At 41.5% G+C, this 21047-nt stretch carries 11 protein-coding genes; 8 read left to right on the top strand and 3 right to left on the bottom strand.

The genetic code is table 11. From position 1 onward, the window contains the following. Positions 1–198 precede the first annotated feature (198 nt). The 5 genes from DSL64_RS00355 to DSL64_RS00335 all read left to right on the top strand — a co-directional run bounded on the left by DSL64_RS00355 (position 199) and on the right by DSL64_RS00335 (position 9963). Positions 199–3402, top strand: coding sequence for a SusC/RagA family TonB-linked outer membrane protein (locus tag DSL64_RS00355; protein ID WP_229216899.1), 3204 nt, complete (start codon positions 199–201; stop codon positions 3400–3402). A gap of 37 nt (positions 3403–3439) precedes the next feature. After that, complete coding sequence (locus tag DSL64_RS00350) at positions 3440–4948, top strand: RagB/SusD family nutrient uptake outer membrane protein (RefSeq protein WP_115828659.1); 1509 nt, start codon at positions 3440–3442, stop codon at positions 4946–4948. A 321-nt stretch (positions 4949–5269) separates the two neighbouring features. Next, on the top strand, positions 5270–7972 hold the full coding sequence (locus DSL64_RS00345) for a c-type cytochrome (RefSeq protein WP_115828658.1): 2703 nt from the start codon (positions 5270–5272) through the stop codon (positions 7970–7972). A 193-nt stretch (positions 7973–8165) separates the two neighbouring features. Then, on the top strand, positions 8166–9059 hold the full coding sequence (locus DSL64_RS00340) for a hydroxypyruvate isomerase family protein (RefSeq protein ID WP_115828657.1): 894 nt from the start codon (positions 8166–8168) through the stop codon (positions 9057–9059). 13 nt (positions 9060–9072) lie between these two features. Next, positions 9073–9963, top strand: a complete 891-nt coding sequence (locus DSL64_RS00335; RefSeq protein ID WP_115828656.1) for a hydroxypyruvate isomerase family protein — start codon at positions 9073–9075, stop codon at positions 9961–9963. Positions 9964–10750: 787 nt separating this feature from the next. Here the strand turns inward: DSL64_RS00335 and DSL64_RS00330 are convergent. Next, the gene (locus tag DSL64_RS00330) at positions 10751–12205 is read right to left on the bottom strand and encodes a tetratricopeptide repeat protein (protein WP_115828655.1); all 1455 of its coding nucleotides are present in this window, start codon (positions 12203–12205) and stop codon (positions 10751–10753) included. Positions 12206–12281: 76 nt separating this feature from the next. Further along, positions 12282–14906 (bottom strand): DNA gyrase subunit A, encoded by a 2625-nt coding sequence (gyrA, locus tag DSL64_RS00325; RefSeq protein ID WP_115828654.1) that lies wholly within the window; start codon positions 14904–14906, stop codon positions 12282–12284. A 280-nt stretch (positions 14907–15186) separates the two neighbouring features. Between gyrA and DSL64_RS00320 the strand changes: the two genes are divergently transcribed. The 3 genes from DSL64_RS00320 to DSL64_RS00310 are packed head-to-tail and all read left to right on the top strand — an operon-like array spanning position 15187 to position 18165. Then, positions 15187–16491 carry a gluconate:H+ symporter gene (locus tag DSL64_RS00320; protein ID WP_115828653.1) on the top strand — a complete coding sequence of 435 codons (1305 nt, stop codon included), beginning with the start codon at positions 15187–15189 and terminating at the stop codon, positions 16489–16491. 43 nt (positions 16492–16534) lie between these two features. Next, a complete protein-coding gene (locus tag DSL64_RS00315; protein WP_115828652.1) occupies positions 16535–17002 on the top strand; it encodes a RidA family protein in 468 nt (155 codons plus the stop codon). A 53-nt stretch (positions 17003–17055) separates the two neighbouring features. Continuing rightward, the gene (locus DSL64_RS00310; protein ID WP_115828651.1) at positions 17056–18165 is read left to right on the top strand and encodes a D-TA family PLP-dependent enzyme; all 1110 of its coding nucleotides are present in this window, start codon (positions 17056–17058) and stop codon (positions 18163–18165) included. A gap of 574 nt (positions 18166–18739) precedes the next feature. Here DSL64_RS00310 and DSL64_RS00300 read toward each other — a convergent pair. Continuing rightward, positions 18740–20977 carry a bifunctional alpha,alpha-trehalose-phosphate synthase (UDP-forming)/trehalose-phosphatase gene (locus DSL64_RS00300; protein ID WP_115828649.1) on the bottom strand — a complete coding sequence of 746 codons (2238 nt, stop codon included), beginning with the start codon at positions 20975–20977 and terminating at the stop codon, positions 18740–18742. Positions 20978–21047 lie beyond the last annotated feature (70 nt).

Genomic DNA, 21047 nt, shown 5'->3' with positions numbered 1-21047 from the left:
TTATACTAAACGACATTTCCTCCCATCAATCAGATCCTGAAACGGACCTCAGGTCTGTGCTTTCACTATACCAGAATAATCTCCAGTAAACTATATATCAAATCCACCAAAATCTGAGCCTATGTAATATTCACCATGAAAATTAAACGTCCTCCGGGCGACTTAAACAAACTTTTATTTTCTAAACCTATCAATTTTATGATTCAATCTGGACTATTCAATGAGAGTGCAGGAATGAGGGACAGGGGGAGAATGCTTTGGCTTACATGCATGGCCACGCTTGCCCTATGTTCTTATGCCGAAAGTAAACCGTTATTAACAAAAGCAAGATACTCCCGTGAGATTTCTGTAGTTAATAAAACCATCAACGGTAAGGTTACCGATGAAAATGGTGAAGGTTTGCCGGGTGCAAGCGTACTTGTGAAGGGTACAAACACTGGTACTGTGTCGGACGCGGAAGGGAATTTCTCTCTGAGCGTACCTGATGCAGGCGGAACGCTGGTAATTTCTTCTGTTGGTTATCTGACAAAAGAAGTTTCGATTGGTAGCAATTCCACCATAAATATTCAACTGGATGCTGATTCCAAAGCACTTACAGAAGTGGTTGTGGTTGGTTATGGTAGTCAGCTTAAGAAGGAAATTACTGGTTCGGTTCAAACTGTGAAAAGTGAGGAATTGAAAGATATTCCCGTTTCGCAGGTAACACAGAAATTGCAGGGACGACTTGCTGGTGTACAGATCAACCAGACGACAGGTAAACCGGGGCAGGGGATGTCAGTACGTATTCGTGGCCAGGTATCGGTTTCAGCAGGTAGTGATCCACTCTATGTAATTGATGGTTTCCCGATTACGGGTAATATCGGAGCTATGAACCCCGATGAAATTGAGGATATTTCTATTCTTAAGGATGCGGCTTCGACTTCTCTTTATGGATCAAGAGCGGCGAATGGGGTAGTGCTTATTACCACTAAAAAGCCCAAAGCTGGTCAGACGAATGTGAGCTTGAACGCATTTTACGGTACACAAAACGTGCCTCAGAAAGGTCGGGTGAAAATGCTTAACGCTGTTGAGTTTGCTCAGTTTAAGAAAGAATATTACGAAGACGAGAATAAGACTGTTCCTGAGGAGTTTAGAGATCCTTCCATTTATGAAGGAAAAAATAACGACTGGTATGATGCGGTACTGCGCAGGGCTCCCATACAGAGCTATAATATTTCGGTGACATCCAGTAAGGAAAACATGCGGACTTCATTGGTTGGTGGGATTTTCAACCAGGAAGGGGTTGTGCGAAACAATACCTACAAGCGTTACTCGCTGAGGATGAATACGGACTACGATCTTTCAAGTAAAGTAAAGGTAGGATTCAACATTGCGCCACAGTATGTTTATGATAACACACCGAGAACCGATGGTGACCGTGGTACTGGTATCCTGTTCAATGCGCTGCACACATGGCCGGTGATGCCGATCAGAGATGCAAACGGCGAACTGACCAAATTCAACCGTTTCCCGGAAAGCACGGGGAATATTTATGCTTATCCAAACTGGGTGAGAGCTGCAGATGAACTGACAAACGAAAATAAGAATGTTAAGATTCTGGGAAACACCTATTTACAGGTTAACCCGTTGCCAGGTCTTAATATCAGATCAACGTTGAACATTGAATTCGAAAACAACAGATTTTTCTTCTTCAATCCCTCTACTGCGACCAGTGCGATTAACGTCCCAATACCTACAACAGCTGTATCCATCCGTCAGGCTCTGACAAATACAGGCTGGCTGAACGAGAATACGGCTACTTATCACAAAAGTTTGGGTGAGCACAATTTCGAATTACTGGCTGGTTTTACGCAACAGGGATATCGTCAGGAATTTGAGCGTATACAAACAGACACTTACGCGGATGATCGCCTACCAACAATTCAGGGTGCGGTAAATGTGAACCGTCCTGGATCTTTCAATGGTGTGAGTGAATGGAAGCTTACTTCTTACCTGTCACGTCTTTCTTATAATTTCAAAGGAAAGTACCTGTTCACGGCAGCTTTGAGAACTGATGGTTCATCCAGATTTGGAAATGAAAAGTTATGGGGTACTTTTCCTTCTGCATCAGCGGGTTGGGTAATGTCGGATGAGAATTTCCTGAATACATCCCGCCACATTTCTTTTGCAAAGATTCGTGGAAGTATTGGCGTAATCGGGAACAACAATATCGGTAACTATACCCAATATGCGCGCGTTAGTAATACGCTTAATGCTGTATTCGGAGAAACTGTTTCAACCGGTGCAGGCGTAATTTCATTGGCCAACAAGAACCTGAGCTGGGAAACTACAAGACAAATGGATTTGGGTTTGGATCTGGGTTTGTTCAATGATCGTATCCAATTGGTGTATGACTTTTATTCCAAAAGAACTACCAACCTTCTGTATGCTGTTCAGGTCCCTCAGGAGTCGGGTTTTGCCAATTACTTTGACAACATCGGAGAGATTAAACTGTGGGGACATGAGATCGCATTGACCACCAGAAATCTGGAAGGAAAGCTGAAATGGACAACGAATGCCAACATTGCTTTTAACAGAAACAAGGTGTTGGCCCTGGCCCCGGGCATCGACAGAGTATATGGTACATTCCATATCACGCAGGTTGGTCAGCCATTCGGTATGTTCTATGGTTTGCAAAAAGAAGGTTTTTATATGAGTAAGGAAGAGCTAGCCAGTTCGCCTGTTATTCCGGGTCGTTCAGCGATCGGTACTGTGAAGTTCAAGGATGTGAACGGTGACGGAAGGATTACGAACGGTGGTGACAATGATGACCGGACTATCATCGGTAATCCATTCCCGAAATTCACATATGGAATTGTGAATAACCTGAGCTATGGCAAATGGGATCTTTCGATTGTAGGTTCTGGTTCTCATGGTAACGATCTGTGGGTAAGGCATTTATATAGTACTGCCAATCTTGATGGAGTATTCAATATGGTTGCCGGAGTAAAAGATCGTTTCAGAGTTAAAAATGTAGCTGATGCCAACGGTACAGGAGTGGCAACAACGATCATCACACCAGGTAGCGGACAGTTCGGTGCTACTAACAATGGCGGAAATTATACCGGTATTGAGCGCGACTGGAACAGTTCTCATTTTGTAGCCAAAGCTTCTTACTTCACGATTAAGAATATCACATTGGGTTACAATATCGGGAAAGTTAATAAAGTGTTTAAGTCAGCAAGGGTTTATGGCTCCGTTCAGCAAGCATGGGTTTTCACAAATTATACCGGTGGACCTAACCCTGAAACAAGTGCACAGGCGGATGGAAATGGTGATGGTGGTAACCTGAGTCAGGGTGTTGATTTCTCAAACTATCCGGTTCCACGTACCTGGACATTGGGTGTAAATCTCAACTTCTAAAACCAGGCTGTTTATCATTTATAAAATCAGATCAGATATGAAAATAAAATATATAGGAGCCTGCATGTTAGCATTGACTTTGGCAGGTTGTAACGAGGGTTTCCTTAGCGTTCTTCCTGAAACAGAACTGACTACAGAAACATTTTTCCGAACGCAGGCGGACTTTCAGCAGGGAGTTAACGCTATTTATGCTCCATTGCGTCAGATGTTTAATGAACGTGCATGGGTATTAGAGGAAATGCATTCAGATAATACCTATTACGCTAGAAACACGCTTTTTGGAGCGGTTGATGCGACTGAGAACGTAGCTGATTTTGCAGTACCGACCGCAAATGGAACGACTCCAAACGACAACGTTCTTGTTCAATATCGTCTCAATTATCTGATTATTGCCAGGGCGAATCAGGTGCTTGCTACGATTGATCAGGCTGACTTTGATTCGGCTATAAAAAGCAATCTTAAAGGAGAAGCACTGTTTCTGCGTGCATTTGCTTATTTCGATCTGGTGCGGTTATTCGGGAAAGTCCCTTTGCATCTGACGCCGGTAACCGGTCGTGAGGATGCAGCCAAACCGTTGGCGTCAACTGAAGATATCTACGCTCAGATTAAAACAGATGCAGAGTTGGCAAGTACTCTGTTGCTCAATAAAGCGAAGCAGCAAGCAGGCAGAGCAACCTCCGGAGCAGCGAAAACTTTATTAGCCAATCTATATCTGACACAGAAAAAGTGGACTGATGTAGAGAGACTTACCAGAGAGGTGATCACGAACGATGGCTATACGCTGATGCCGGATTACAACAACGCATTCTCTTTTACCAGCTCAAATAAGAACAATCAGGAGTCTGTTTTTGAAATACAGTATATGGAAGGAGCTGCCGGATTTAACGGAAATCAAATTTATCGCTTTCTTCCTGCTCCTATTAAATCGGAAGAGTTAAGTCCGATTGTAGGCACTGCCAATCCTCAGGGACTTTCTCAGGAAAGTAACAACATCCCGACGCCGGACCTGATCGCAGCTTACGAAGAAGGAGATAAACGTAAGGATATTTCAATTGGCTATGTGACTTTGAGCGGAAGTCTGGTTACTAACAAGCGATATCCTTATATCAAGAAGTATGCAAGGACACATGCATTGCATAATAATACTGGTCAGAACTGGCCTGTTTATCGTTATTCGGAAGTATTATTGTTTTTGGCAGAAGCGCTTAACGAGCAAGGTAAGCCTGCTGAAGCGGCAACCTATATTAATCAGGTGAGAACCCGGGCAGGTTTGTCTGCTACCACAGCAACCAGTCAGACTGCGATGCGTGAGGCTATTTTCAAGGAAAGACGTGTAGAGCTTGCTTTTGAAAACAAACGCTGGTTCGACCTTACCAGGACAGGACGAGTGAAGGAAATTATTGGAGCATACGGAGCAAAGGTAAAAGCCAATCCGGCAGCGTACTATTTTCCTCCGGGAGCTGTGCCGCCAAACAATGCTTTTACTGTCCTGGACGACTATTACGGTTTACCAGCGGTTGAAGCTGCCCTGACACCACATTTCTAAACCGGGCTGTAGAGGCTTTTATTTGAAAACCGGCAGTTCGTAAGTGTGATCTGCCGGTTTTACTATTTTTTAGTAATATTGTTTTCGTTTATTATTTTTTTATTTCGTAATTTTTTCAAATGTGTACCTGAACTGTATGTCTATTAGAATCTACTTAAATATTCCCTGAACCCGACACAGCAGGATAGTATGCTGAGCGATAACTCCTATAATTGTAAAATCAGACTATTCTAAGTTTTATTTTGTTTTATTTAATAATAAAAGAGAGTGCCATGAAGCTGATTTTTAAAAATTTTATATACTTAAACTCTGAACTGTAAAATGTACAATCAAAAAAAATGGTACAGACTTCCAATAACACTCGCATTGGTGATAGCGGTGGGTGTGTTAAGCGGAATTTTGATTAGCAACCGACCAGCCAAACACAGGCCACCGGGCTCAAAGGTTGATAAAATTAAATTACCAACCGGATTTAAAGCAGAACATTTGTACAGCCCGTCTGAATCCAAAAACGGGTCCTGGGTTTCAATGGCATTTGATGACAAAGGTCGTTTGATCACTTCGGATCAATATGGAAGTTTGTTCAGAATGAAATTGCCGGAAATCGGTCAGACTGCGGAACCGGTTATTGAAGAACTTAAGATTGAAGGTGATACAGCAAAAATAGCAATGGGTTATGCACATGGACTTTTGTATGCATTCAACAGTTTGTATGTCATGATCAATAACCGGGAAAATCCAAGATTCCCAAAGGGCAGTGGCTTGTACCGGTTGCAGGATACTGACAATAATGATCAGTACGACAAAATTACATTGATCAAAGCGTTAAAAGGTGAAGGAGAGCACGGTCCGCATAGTATTGTTCTTTCTCCGGATAAAAAATCTTTGTATGTCGTAGCAGGGAATTTTACGGATCTGCCTAAGATGGATACGTATCTGTTAATGGACAACTGGAAAAATGACAATTTGTTTCCATGGATCAAAGATCCGAGAGGTCATGCAACGGATCGGAATGCTCCGGGAGGATGGATTGCACACACAGATCCGGAAGGGAAAAATTGGGAATTGGTAAGTGCAGGTTATCGCAATTCTTACGATATCGCTTTCAACGAAGCTGGTGATTTGTTCATTTATGATTCGGACATGGAATGGGATTTCGGAACTCCCTGGTATCGGCCGACGCGTGTATGCCATGCAACCAGCGGAGCGGAATACGGATGGAGAACGGGTTCTGCAAACTGGTCACCTACTTTTGCGGATAATCTTTCACCGATTATGAACATAGGTCAGGGTTCACCTACGAACTTACTTTATCTTCAGGATGCGAGATTTCCTGCAAAGTATAAAAATACGCTGCTTGCATTTGACTGGAGTTTTGGTATTGTTCACGGTTTACACCTGAAGCCAAATGGATCGACATATTCCGCAGATCACGAAGAATTTTTATCTGGTGCGCCATTGCCACTAACCGATGGTGTAATCGGACCGGATGGTGCTCTCTACTTTTTAACGGGTGGACGGAGACTGGAATCGGATTTATATCGTGTGTATTATGAAGATTATAAAAACATCCCGGCTGGTTCCAACAAAGCAGAAGTTGTTATAACAAAAGAGCATAAGCAAAGAACTGACATTGAAAAGTTTCATGCTAAAAAGGATCCTGCTGCAATAGCGGCTGCGTGGCCACTGCTGAAAAGTGGTGATCGTTTCCTGAGATACGCAGCACGCATTGCTGTTGAACATCAGCCTGTTAGTGAGTGGAGTGATAAAGTTTTTGCAGAGAAAGATCCCCAAACACTTATTTATGGATCTTTGGCTTTAGGGCGTCAGGGAGATTCATCGAAAGTAGGCGGTCCGCTACTCAGTAACCTTACGACAATCAATTACAATGGTTTGAACCAGATTCAGAAACAGGATTTGTTAAGAACAATTGAAGTTATTTTGTATAGAACTGGTAAACCTGATGCTGCCACCAAAGCAAAACTGATTGCATATCTGAATCCCAAGTACCCATCTGAATCGCCGATACTAAACAGATTTTTTAGTAAAATTCTGGTTAATCTGGAAGCTCCGAAGGTGATTGAAAAAACTTTGGCATTACTTGAAAAGAATGAGCAGTTTGACGATAAGGACAATGAAATGGTGACGGCTTCGGCAGATCTCATTTTGAGAAACCCGCAGTATGGTTTAGATCTGGCAGGACTTCTCGAAAAAATGCCTCCGGCACAGCAGACATTTTATGCTATCGTGCTAAGCAGTCAGAAAACCGGATGGACTCCGCAACTGAGAGATAAATACTTTGCCTGGTTTCACAAAGCATTTAGTTATCAGGGTGGTAGAAGTTACATCGGCTTTATTGATAAGGCTCGTCAGTTGGCATTGAAAAATGTTCCGAAAGAAAGATATGCACATTATAATAAAATTTCAGGAGCAGAGTTACTGACCGGAAATGGAAATGATCTCGTTAAACTTTACACCCCCAAAGGCCCGGGTCGTGGCTGGAAACTCCCTGATGCTGTTGCACTTGTACAGGATAGTTTGAGTAACCGGGATTTTGAGAGGGGAAAAATGATATTTTCCGCAGTTTTATGTGATCGCTGCCATACGATTCAGGGATCCGGTGCGGATGTAGGACCAGACCTGACACAGTTGGGGACGAGATTTTCTGCGAAGGATATGCTTGAAGCTATTATTGAGCCTAACAATGCTATCTCAGATCAGTACGCTTCTATCGCATACACGATGAAAGACAATGAATCGATAGTGGGACGTCAGATTAATGAGGATGCCAATTTCTATTATATTGCTCAGAATCCGTTTGATTCAAAAACAATCCGGAAATTGAATAAGAAAGATGTAGTATCTTCTAAAATTTCAACTGTCTCGGTGATGCTCCCTGGGCTTATCAACGGTTTGAATCCAAACGAACTCAGAGATTTGGTAGCGTATCTGATGTCTGGTGGAAATAAAAATAATCCTATTTATACTGAAGCATCAGCGTCCCAGAAAAAGACTGGGAAATGAAAAAGGAGTAGAGTAGAAAACAGATAATTTGACTTATTAAGTGGTGCTGGTTATTGGATACGCATTCCAATTCGGCACCACTTTTTATTTTCCTTTTCTTTATCTATTTGGGAAAAGGAGATAGTTAGAGCTATTTTAGCGCTCCGAAATAATCACAGAAATTATAAGCACATCAGAATAAGATTATCAAACAATGACATTGAATTCAAAAAGGAGGGAAGCCATCAAAAAAATTGCAGCCAGCTCCCTGGTAATGACTCCACTATCACTCACCTCGGTTTTCTCCAAAAACAAGGAGGCGCTTGGAACAACCTTAAATGGTAAAATAAATCATTCTGTTTGCAGGTGGTGTTACAGTAAAATACCGTTGGACACGCTGGCACAGGAAGCGAAGAAAATGGGAATTAAATCCATAGAATTGTGTGGTCCTGATGAATGGGCAACTCTTAAGAAAAATGGATTGACATGCGCTTTGCCCTGGGGTGAAGGTGCAACACGAAGCCTGGATAAAGGATTTTGTGATACAGCAAATCATGAAGCATTGATCAAAGGTTTCGAAGATGTAATTCCCAAAGTCCAGGCAGCCGGATATGACAAGATTATCTGTTTTTCAGGAAATAGGAGGGGAATGAGTGATTTGGACGGGCTTCGCAATTGTGCAACCGGGCTTAGGAAATTAATTCCTATAGCGGAAAAGTACAATGTTACTCTTGTGATGGAGTTGCTAAACAGTAAGGTTGATCATAAAGATTATATGTGCGATCACACTTCCTGGGGAGCAGCACTTTGTGAAATGGTAGGTTCTGAAAAATTTAAATTACTTTATGACATTTACCATATGCAAATTATGGAAGGTGACGTGATTGCGACAATCAAAAAGTACCACAAGTATATCGCTCATTATCATACGGGTGGTGTGCCTGGAAGAAAAGAAATTGATGAAACTCAGGAAATATATTATCCTGCTGTGATGAAGGCAATTGCAGAGACAGGCTACACAGGATACGTAGGGCAGGAGTTTGTTCCGAGTCGTGGGAACGACATTGCATCACTGACTCAGGCAGTTAAGATTTGTGACATTGCTTAAATTGATAACGAATATGAAATCTAACGTTTCCAGAAGACAATTGATCAAAGGAATTGCAGCAGTTTCGGGCGCTGTGGTTGTACCTCAGTCTTTAACGGCTGCAATTACAAAAGCTGAAACTATTCTTGGGCCTGAGCTGAAAGGGAAAATAAATCACTCAGTTTGCAAATGGTGCTATGGCAAAATTCCTTTGGAAACTTTTGCACAAGAGTGTAAGAAAATGGGAATCAAGTCTATCGAATTATTGGGACCTGATGAATGGCCGATTCTGAAAAAATATGGATTGACATGTGCTTTGCCAAACGGCGCTGGAATGGGAATTGAGAAAGGCTTTAATGATCTGGCAAACCACGACGAGCTGGTAAAAAGTTATGAAGAACTTTTTCCAAAGTTGCAGGCTGCTGGCTACACAACGGTGATTTGTTTTTCTGGCAACAGACGTGGAATGTCGGATGTAGATGGAATGAGAAATTGTGCGATTGGTTTAAGGCGACTGATGCCTGCTGCTGAAAAGTATAATATTACCATGATCATGGAATTACTTAACAGTAAAGTAAATCACCTTGACTACATGTGTGACAGAACTGAATGGGGCGCTGGTCTTTGTGAAATGATTGGTTCTGAAAAATTCAAACTACTGTACGATATTTATCACATGCAGATTATGGAAGGCGATGTGATTGCGACGATCAAAAAATATCATAAGTACATTGGCCATTACCATACTGGTGGTGTTCCTGGAAGAAATGAAATTGATGAAACGCAGGAGCTTTATTATCCCGCAATTATGAAAGCAATAGTTGAAACTGGGTATAAAGGCTTTGTGGCTCAGGAGTTTATACCAAAAAGAGCAGATCAATTGGCATCTTTAAAGCAAGGAGTTGAGATCTGCGATGTAGCCTGATAGGCTTAAATGTAGGATTTTTACCCCTGAAATTCTGTAAAATGGATTTCAGGGGTAATTTTTTTTATACACTTTTTATATTGTAACTTATTATTATTCAGTACTGTAGGCGTGCAACAGTAAGAATTTAACACTCTGACGTTTAAATGAAATAAATGTTGACGGCATTGGTGCAGTCTATTGAAATCTGAGAGCTGACTATGCTTATATTATGTTAAATAGAATGCTTGGAATTACAGGAGAGCTGTATCTCGCCAGAATATTGAATTTGCTACCCAAACACAAGAGGTGTCGGACTTTCTGAAAAATGGTCAGATTATAGATCTTATAAAAGTCAGTAATCTGGCCATGTATTTTTAATTACTGTTAAACGAATGCATATGCTGCTCAGTCGGAATGATCTATTGCGTTTTGGATTAATCAAGTATCTCTTGAATCAGCTCCATGCTTTAGTGTCAGACATTTGCGTGATTGAGCTTGGGTTAGAAAGTAAACTTTCATATTTTGAATTTGTTATTTTTGTACAGCCTATATCAAGCCGGTTGAGTTTGCCAAAATGTCTTAATTCAAAGATCAATGAAACTATTCATTTCGAAAATCATTAGCAACTTCATGACATTCGGGTATTTCGGCGTATGTGGATGCGATTGATTCCTTACAGAGAACAACGTTTAAGCCATCTTGGTAATATATTTGTTATATAATTTATATTATGTTAAATAGAATACAGGGTTACATAAAAGGGGAATACCTTTCGATATTCCCCTTTTAATTGCCTTAGAAATCGTTACTCAACGCAAGTAATTCCTTTTCCTGCAAATTGTTCAAGTACGCTGTTTACAGTTGCAAGGTTTTCTTTTGCTTCTGATTCATCCTTAGCTGCTACTGCCTTCTCGAAGAATGGTTTTGCTTTTTGGAATTTACCACAAACGCGACCTTCAACTTCTTTACCTTTTTGCTGATATTCAGTCATGTTCATGTTATCAACTTCGCCTTTCAATTGAACAGCTTCGTTGAAATAGAAAACACCAAGGTTGTAAAGCGCATCGTAGTTGGTAGCTTCAAGTTCAAGAACTTTCTTGTAGCTTTCGATTGCTTTAGAAGAAGCATTTGCTTGTTTTGCTTTCAGATCAGCTAGTTCTTTTTCCAGACCAGTTTTATCAGTGCTTGCTGAAGATTCAGCTGCAGCTTTTGCTTCACTTTCCAAAGTTGCTACCGCAGCAATTGCTTCTTTTTTCTTTCCGGTCACATCAGCTAGCTGGCGTTTCAAATCGGCATTTTTTGGTTGCTTTTTGATAAGCGCTGAAATACGTTTGATCTCCCCGTCAAATACTTCGATCTTTCCTTTTTCAGATTCCAGATTTTTGGCAGCATTGGCCGCTTTGTTGGATCCTGATCCAAGCTTATTGTTCAGCTCTTTAATTTTCTGAGTTGCTCTTGTATTGGTGTTATCATACAGAATAGCAAGGTTAACCAGATTTTGAACATTTTTAGGATCAGAAGTTGTTAAAGCAGTTAATTCTGCAATAGCCTGGTCTTCTTTACCAGATGCCAGTAAAATGTTAACAATCTCAGATTTAAGATCTTTATTTCCCGGAGATTTTTCTAACCCTTTATTCAGAGTTTCGATCGCCTTATCGAAATCGTTATCTCCACGATAAAGTTGTGCTAAGCCATAAAATACGCTTGGATCTTTACCACCATTATTAATGTAAGTGGCAAATTGAGTTTTTGCGTCGTCTTTCTTTTCAAGTTGCTGAGCAGCAATACCTCCGTAAAGTGCAGCAGTTGTATCTTTCTTATTAACTTCCTGGGCCAATTGGAACATTTCCAAAGCACCATTCAAATTTTTATTCTGATACTTTTCTGCACCTTGCTTTACAAAAGCATTAAAAAGTGAAGTACCCTCTTCCCCATTCAAAGCTTTGGTTGCTTCCTTCGATGATTTACCAGCCTCACCCTTTTTAGTCAGATCCAGTTCAACCACTTTTTTATATGCTTCAAGCGCAGTTTTGGCAGCACTTGAATCTACCTCTGATCCGGACATTGCTATATTTTCATACAACTTAGCTCTTTCCATCCAGAAGGTAGCTTTTGCACTATTTTTCGGATCCGATACATCCTTATCACTTTTCTCTTTATCCTTACGAAATTGATCCACCATCGCCTTGTTCAAAGCATCCTGCGAAAATGCAGTAAAGCTTGCAAGAGTCAGTGCTGAAACAAAAAACACTTTTTTCATAGATATCCTTACTTTTTATTGTGATTGATAATTCGAAAAGCTAAATATAAGTCAATAATTGCAATTTCTACAAAAATCATACCTCATCATCGGCGTCTTCCTCCTCTGACTGATCTTCAGCCTCTTCATCATCCTCAAAAGTTTCCTCTGATTCTCCTTCGGTTAATTCCTGATCGTCAACAGCAATGATGTCAGGCGATGTTACCACGATTGGATTACCATCTTCATCAAATTCTTCTGCTTGTTTTTCGTCAGGGTCTTTCAGGATTCTTGTAACAGACGTGATCTCGTCACTGTTATTCAATCTGATCAGTTTCACACCTTGTGTGTTTCTTCCGGCCAGGCGAATGTCAAGGACACTCATTCTGATCGCTATACCATTTCTGGTGATAATCATTAAATCGTCTTGCTCCGTAACTTCACGAATAGCTACAAGTTTACCTACTTTATCAGTTGCATTCATGGTCGAAACTCCTTTTCCGCCACGTTTAGTAACTCTGTAAGTATCTATATTTGAGCGCTTTCCAAAGCCATTTTCTGAAACAACCAGTAATTGAGCATCTTCACGGCTAATACATACCATACCGATCACTTTGTTACCTGAGTCAGTAAGGTTGATACCACGCACACCTGCTGCAGTTCTTCCCATCGGTCTCACTCCTGTTTCGTTGAAACGTACTGCGCGACCCGCACTTGAGGCGATAACGATATCATTGTCACCGTTGGTTAGTGCAACATTCAGCAGTCTGTCACCCTCATTGATTGAGATTGCGATGATACCATTGGTACGTGGACGGGAATATGCTTCGAGCAAAGTCTTCTTGATAGTTCCCTGTTCTGTACACATAATGAGGTAGTTATTTTTGATATAATCCTCATTAGTCAGCGTCTTCACATTAATTACTGAACGTATCGAATCACCGTTCTCCAGGCTGATAAGATTCTGAATCGGGCGGCCTTTTGAAGTTTTACTTCCTTCCGGAACTTCGTAAACCTTCATCCAGAATAATTTTCCATACTCTGTAAATATCAACAGGTAGTTGAGCATAGTTGCTGAGAACAAATGTTCTGTAAAATCAGAATCCTTTGTTTTCACACCACGTGATCCAACCCCACCTCTTGTTTGAGTACGGTATTCTGCAAGCGGAGTACGTTTAATATATCCCTCATGAGAAATAGTGATCAACATTTCATCATCCGGAATCATGTCTTCATCGCTGAATTCTTCTGCAGCAAATTCGATAGCCGTACGACGGGCATCACCATAACGATCTTTAATTTCGGCAAGCTCGGTTTTGATGATTTCAAACTTACGCCATTCATTAGCAAGAATATCGCGCAAGTCAGTGATCAAAGCCATGATCTCTTCGTACTCTTTTACAATTTTCTCTCTTTCAAGACCTGTAAGACGTTGTAAACGAAGTTCAAGGATTGCTTTTGCCTGAATTTCACTTAACCCGAATTGCTCTATCAAGCCATTCTTCGCAGTTTCCGGATCACGCGCGTTTCTGATCAGATTGATTACCGCATCCAGGTTGTCCAGGGCGATCAGCAATCCTTGCAAAATGTGTGCACGTTTTTCTGCTTCACGAAGTTCGTACTCAGTACGACGGGTGATTACAACGACACGGTGTTCTACATAATGTTTAATCAGATCTTTCAGGTTCAGCAGAACAGGACGACCTTTTACAAGGGCGACATTGTTTACGCCGAATGAAGATTGAAGCGGAGTGTATTTGTAAAGGTGGTTCAATACAATATTAGGAATCGCATCTTTTTTCAAATCGAAAACGATACGCATCCCTTCTCTGTCCGACTCATCACGGATGTCAGAGATTCCATCTAATTTTTTATCATTAATAAGTCCTGCAATTCTTTCAATCATTGCGGCCTTATTGGTCATGTATGGAATTTCGGTAATGATAATCTGTTCCTTACCAGTTTTGGAAACCTCAAAATTCGCTTTTGAACGAATAATGATACTTCCACGCCCCGTTTCGAAAGCAGATCTTACTCCCTGATAACCGTATATTGTTCCACCCGTTGGAAAGTCAGGAGCTTTTACATGCTCCATCAATTCAGGAATAGTAATTTCGGAATTGTCGATATAAGCCAAAACTCCGTCAATGACTTCGGAAAGATTGTGCGGAGCCATGTTGGTAGCCATACCGACAGCAATACCGGAAGAACCGTTTACCAGGAGGTTGGGGAATTTGGCAGGAAGGACAGACGGCTCAGAAAGTGAATCATCAAAGTTGGGTTGAAAGTCAACAGTGTCTTTACCCAAATCGTTTAATAATTCATCAGCCAGCCTTTTCAGGCGTGCTTCTGTGTAACGCATTGCAGCGGGGTTGTCACCATCCACTGATCCGAAGTTCCCCTGTCCGTCAACAAGTGGGTAACGCAATGACCACGGTTGAGCCATACGTACCATGGTGTTGTACACCGATGAGTCACCATGTGGGTGATACTTTCCTAATACTTCACCAACGATACGCGCAGATTTTTTATGGGCTCTGTTGTAATTAACACCCAAATCGGACATACCATATAAAACGCGGCGGTGTACAGGTTTTAAACCATCTCTTACGTCAGGAAGGGCACGGGAAATAATAACGGACATCGAATAATCGATATACGCACCACGCATTTCTTCCTCAATATTGATGGGAATAATGTTTTCACCAGGAGATTCTGCCATAGATAATCAGAAAAGAATCAGAATTTATGTGAGAAATTGGAATTATACCAAGCCTCACGTGATTAATCCAAAATAGTTAGTTATAAGGATTCAAATTTCGTCATTTTTGGGCACTTGGACAAACTATTTGAAGCCTATTCAGGCTGTCAATTGTATATTGGTGTGATACAGCGCTTTCGACGCTTAGAGTGATTTAAGAAAAAGTTAAATGCATCCTGAGCATTAAATTTCGGTTACTCTATTCTTATAGTAGGAAGTTCACGTTTCAAACCTATCGATAATGCCTTTACTACTTACTTTTCTTGCCATCATTCTTCTTGTTTTGCTTATTGCATGGCTAAAAATTGACACTTTTATTTCATTTCTTCTAATATCAATCGGTCTGGGACTTGCAAGCGGACTGGATGTTGCGACTATCGGAAAAGCTATACAGAAAGGAGTTGGCGGCACGCTGGGAGATCTGGTTCTGATTGTGGGGTTTGGAGCAATGCTTGGTAAAATGGTGGCTGATAGCGGAGCAGCTCAAAGGATAACCGATGCGCTGATCGGTATTTTCGGCACCAAAAATATTCAATGGGGAATGGCGCTAGCGGGTTTTGTAATCGGGATTCCACTTTTTTACAATGCCGGTTTTGTAATTGTTATTCCGCTCATCTTTATGATCAGCGCTACTGCAAAACTACCGCTCTTATATATAGGAGTACCAATGCTATCCGCCCTGTCGGTTGCGCACGGTTATCTTCCTCCTCACCCGTCGCCGGCTGCAATCGCAAGTCAGCTGAATGCTGATCTGGGTAAAACTTTGCTGTATGGTTTAATGGTTTCTATTCCTGCTATAGCCATTGCCGGACCTGTCTTCGGTAAAACACTTAAAAAGTTTCAGCCTAAACCAGACGAAGATCTGTTTAATGTAAAACCACGTCCATCTCATGAATTACCGGGACTTGGTATCAGTATTGTAACTGCGCTTCTTCCTGTCTTTTTGCTCACAAGTATGTCAGCCCTGAAGAGTGTGATGCCTGGTAATACCCTTGTTGCACTTTTGGCTGAACCTTATTTTGGAATGTTGCTATCTGTGCTATTCGCCGCTTATTCGCTTGGAATAACACGCGGGATGAACATGAAAGCGATTACAAAATCGATGGAAGAAGCTTTCAAAGGTGTATCAGTAATATTGCTGATCATCGCAGGTGCAGGGGTTTTTAAAGAAATAATGACGGTGGGTGGAGTGAGCAATTATATAGCGGAAAGTCTGAAAGACGTTGCTGTTTCTCCGCTTCTGCTGAGCTGGGGAATTGCTGCGATTATCAGAGTTTGTGTTGGTTCCGCAACTGTTGCCGGGTTGACAACCGTAGGAATTCTATCTCCATTACTTGTTCATTCTACCGTTTCTCCCGAGCTGCTGGTTTTGGCAATTGGCTCTGGCAGCCTTATGTTCTCCCATGTAAACGACGGTGGATTCTGGCTTTTTAAGGAATATTTCAATCTCAGTATCAAAGACACCCTGTTGACCTGGTCAGTAATGGAAACGATTGTTTCTATTATGGGACTCGTGGGCGTTCTCATTTTAAATTTGTTTATTTAAGGTTTTAGAATTATTGAAATTATATCAACAGGAAATTTAACTTATGAGCGCCGAATCAAATTTTGAAAAACTAGGTCTTTCGCTTCCGCCTGCCCCTAAGCCTTTGGGAGTTTACAAACCTTACCTGATTGTGGACGAACGCTGGCTTTATGTATCCGGACATGGAACGGTGCAGGACGATGGTTCTCTGATCATCGGTCGTATCGGTGAGGATATGGATATTGAAGCAGGGAAAAAAGCAGCCGAACAGGTTGGACTTACAATTCTTTCAACCCTGAAAGCAAATATTGGAAGTCTGGACAGAATTAAACGTGTAGTGAAGATCCTGGGTATGGTGAACTGTACTGCAGATTTTGAAAGGCATCCTTATATTATCAATGGTTGCAGCGAATTATTTGCTAAGATTTGGGGTGAGGAAAATGGTATCGGTGTTCGCAGTGCAGTAGGAATGGGCTCCTTACCTGATAATATTCCGGTAGAAATAGAGGCAATGTTTGAACTTGAAGTTTAGAAGTCCCTTCTTTAAAGCATTACACTATCTTTTCACTTTACTCTCATTACCATATGTGGTATCAAATTGACCACACCGATAATATTCTATCGCCTTCACTCCTGTTCTACAAAGCCAGAATAGAATCCAATATTGACAAGATGATCAGCATTGCTGGTGGTCCGGATAGGCTGATTCCTCATGTCAAAACCCACAAGTGCGGCGAAGTAGTACAACTGCAGTTGGCAAAAGGGATAACCAAGTTCAAATGTGCCACTATTGCAGAAGCAGAAATGCTCGCTCAGGCTGGTGCTAAATGGATTTTGCTGGCATACCAGCTGGTTGGCCCCAATCAAAAACGCCTTGTTGCGCTGACCAAAGCTTATAACGATGTTCAGTTTTTTTGCCTGGTTGATAATGAAAATACGGCTCACTCGTTCAATGCGCTCGCTGAGGAGAACGATATTCGGCTGTCTGTATTCATTGACGTCAACAACGGCATGAATCGTACCGGGCATATTACAGATGATGCCTTACCGGAGCTTTTGAGTAATCTTCAACAATTTAAGAACCTGATTGTTGCAGGTGTTCATGTTTATGACGGTCATATCGGGGATTCTGATTTTGCTGAGCGTAAGAGTCATGTTGATCAGGCGTTTGATACAGTTCGTGAACTGTTGAATACTTTCGTATCTCAGGAAGGCTTACAGCCCATGGTTATTGCGGGAGGTTCTCCGTCCTTTACAGTTCATGTGCAAAGACCTGACGTGTACCTTAGCCCTGGAACCAATGTGCTTTGGGATTGGGGCTATCAGTTAAAACTTCCTGAGCAATCTTTCGATCACGCCGCATTGTTACTTACAAGAGTTATTTCGAAGCCAAAGCCAGGAATTATAACTATTGATTTAGGTCATAAAGCTGTGGCTGCCGAAAATCCTATTGAAAAGCGATTCAAAATTCTGAATCTGGACGGTTACAAAGTAATTAGTCAGAGTGAGGAACATGGTGTACTGGAAGTGGGGCTTGATCAGTGGGAAGAGATAGAGATCGGCAAAGTTTGCTATGCTCTCCCCTATCATATCTGCCCGACGGTAGCTCTGCACAATTATGCTACGGTGATTGAGAACAATAACTCAGTTGCAGAATGGGAAATTGCCGCAAGAAGCAGACGTATTCTGGTTTAGTTTGGGATAATTGTATTACGTATCAAAGTTTATTTTGATCTGGTAGTGAATGCCTGGAAACGACCGAGCTTCACATTGAAGTGTACTGTTTTCTGTAAAATAATATTGGCTTAATCTGTTTTAAGTAAAAGCTTCGCAACTTTCGGATGTTCCGGTGCGAAGCTTTTATTTTTTACTTCCAATAAAGAAAATCAATTATTTTTATTTGGAATTATTATAAATAGAATGCATCTTTGAATATCATTTAAGGATAAATTTTACAGTTACATTGATGAGCACAACATATAAAATTTCATTTCGAACTACGCTTAAAAATAGCCGGTCGTTTCAGCGATTGCACGACTGCCTTAAGCAACTCAATGTAAAACATTGGGCTTACGATTTTCAGGATTTCATTCTCACCTTAACCTCCGACCTATCCGATTTCAGAAGAATACAAGCAGCCTTGAAATCGAGTGGTTATGTATGCCAGTTTGTAAAATTGGAAAGTTTGGCGGATTCTCACTAATAGGTTCAGCTACTACTCAACGTTATGAAATGGGGATCGCCGTTATTGGCAATCCCCATTTTTCATTTACTCAGGAAGACTCGAAACCATGAAGCTCAAAAAGTGAAACACTTCCTCCTGGTTCCGAATGTGGTTCCGGGCAGCCGACAGATCGTCCCCTACCTTGATCGTATAGGATGTATCGGGTAAGGCCTCAAACATATCTTCGTCCGTGGTATCATCACCGATCGCGAGAATAAAGTCGTAATCATTCTCTTCAACAAAGCTGCGCGCTGCTGTTCCCTTATTGAATGCAGTCTTCTTCACCTCTACCACCTTATTGCCGTCAATAATCTGTAGATTGAGTTCCGGCTGTATAAAATTTTTCAGTTGCCATGAAAGCTCTTGCGCGCGCCGTGCTGCATATTCTTTGTCGTCGGCTGTGCGGTAATGCCAGGCAAGTGAAGTCTCTTTTTCTTCTACGAAAGCACCCGGACACCTTTTGGCATACATATTCAATATTGGTTTGATACTTTCTTTCCAGTTCTCTTCGTAGCTTTCATTGAGAGTCCATTCGTCATTACCCTTCGTTTTAATCAAAGCACCATGCTCAGCAATGATATGAACAGGCAAATCCTTGAAATGAATATCCAGGAATCTTCTGTCACGCCCGCTGATGATTACTACAGTATCCCGTTTAGCAATATCAAGAAGCAACTTTCTTATATCTTCGGAAATGATAGCTTTGGCCGGATCCGGAACGATCGGTGCCAGCGTACCGTCATAATCGAAAAACAATATCCTTCTGGATGTAGCTTCATAAGCCTTACGGATATTATCGATTCCTTTATTAGTCAGGAAGACTTGCTTTAATCTCTCGTGTTCTTGTTCTAACATAAGCATTTGGGTAAAAAAATCATTGGTCCATGCAAACACATCGTAGTCATGAATCCGCTCACGCATGGCTTTCATGCGTTTTTGTTGCTCCTCAGGCTCCATCAACAACGCCTCATTGATGGCATCTGCAATGCCCTGGTTATCAAGTGGATTTATAATAAGCGCTTCTCCCAGCTCTTCAGCCGCTCCGGCCATTTCACTTAGAATGAGTACACCCTGTTCGTCCTTGCGACTGGCAACATATTCCTTACATACCAGATTCATCCCATCTCTGACAGGCGTGATCAGTGCAATATCACTGGCAGTGTACATCCCCACCAGTTCATGATAACTCATAGAACGATACTGATAAATGATCGGCTGCCAATAGATATTACCAAAACTTGCGTTGATGGCTCCGACTGTCTGGTCAATTTCCATCTTCATATTTTGGTATTGTTCAATCGTATCTCTGGAAGGAACAACTACCATCACAAAGCAGACCCTCTCATGCCACTCCGGATGGTTTTCCAAAAACCGCATGAAACCTTGTAGTCGATGTAAAATACCTTTCGAATAGTCGAGCCTGTCCACCGAGAATATTATTTTCTCTTTGAGAGAACTTCTCGCTTCCTCCCGGGCTGATATCACCTCAGAGGTGTCATATGCATTATTGAATTGCGCAAAATCAATGCTGATCGGGAACGAATCGACCTTAACAATTCGGTTGCTCATGTTGATATAATGGAGCTTATTTCCATAGCCCGAAACGAGTCTTGCAGCTTTCAGGAAGTACTCGACATAGTCATTGGTATGAAAGCCCACAACGTCAGCTCCAAGAATTCCATCTACAATAGCTTTTCTCCAATTGACTGGAAGCATTCTGAAAAGTTCGTAGGAAGGAAAAGGAATGTGAAAGAAAAAGCCGATTTTGTTTAACGGATGTTGCTGGCGGATCATATCAGGTAATAACATGAGCTGATAATCCTGCACCCATACCACATCTCCCGGTTGGATGATTTCATTTACCTTATCAAAAAAGAGCTTATTGGCAGTTTGGTAGGCGTCGAAGTAGGCATCGTCGAAACGTGCCAGAGAAGGGAAATAATGGCAGAGCGGCCAAATAAGGTTGTTACAGAAACCTTCGTAATAATTTTCGTTAATTTCATCAGAGATGAATACCGGATGAGCCTGGAAAGATTCGTTTGTCATGGATTGCCCTTTCAGTTCTTCAGGAGAATTTTCACTAAAGCCAACCCATTGTATTTTCTCGGTTGCATTGAAGATCGAATCCTCTTGTTCACTCACAAGCGATAATACCGCAGAAACCAATCCCCCCGAGTTTTGCACAAGTCTGGATTTGTCTTCTTCCTGAACAATTTTAAAAGGTAGTCGATAGGCAACAATGATTAGTCTTCCGGAATTTTTTGAATTATTATAATCTTTCATAATGTTCAAAGTGCTTACAGAAGCAGGCACGTTTGATTAGAAATAGGATGAATGGCCCGAAAAGCAAGCT

Origin of the sequence: Dyadobacter luteus (genome assembly GCF_003383615.1) — a bacterium.
GTDB lineage: Bacteria > Bacteroidota > Bacteroidia > Cytophagales > Spirosomataceae > Dyadobacter > Dyadobacter luteus.
Note: the sequence above shows the minus strand (reverse complement) of the source record. Positions and strands in the feature narration are given on the sequence as shown.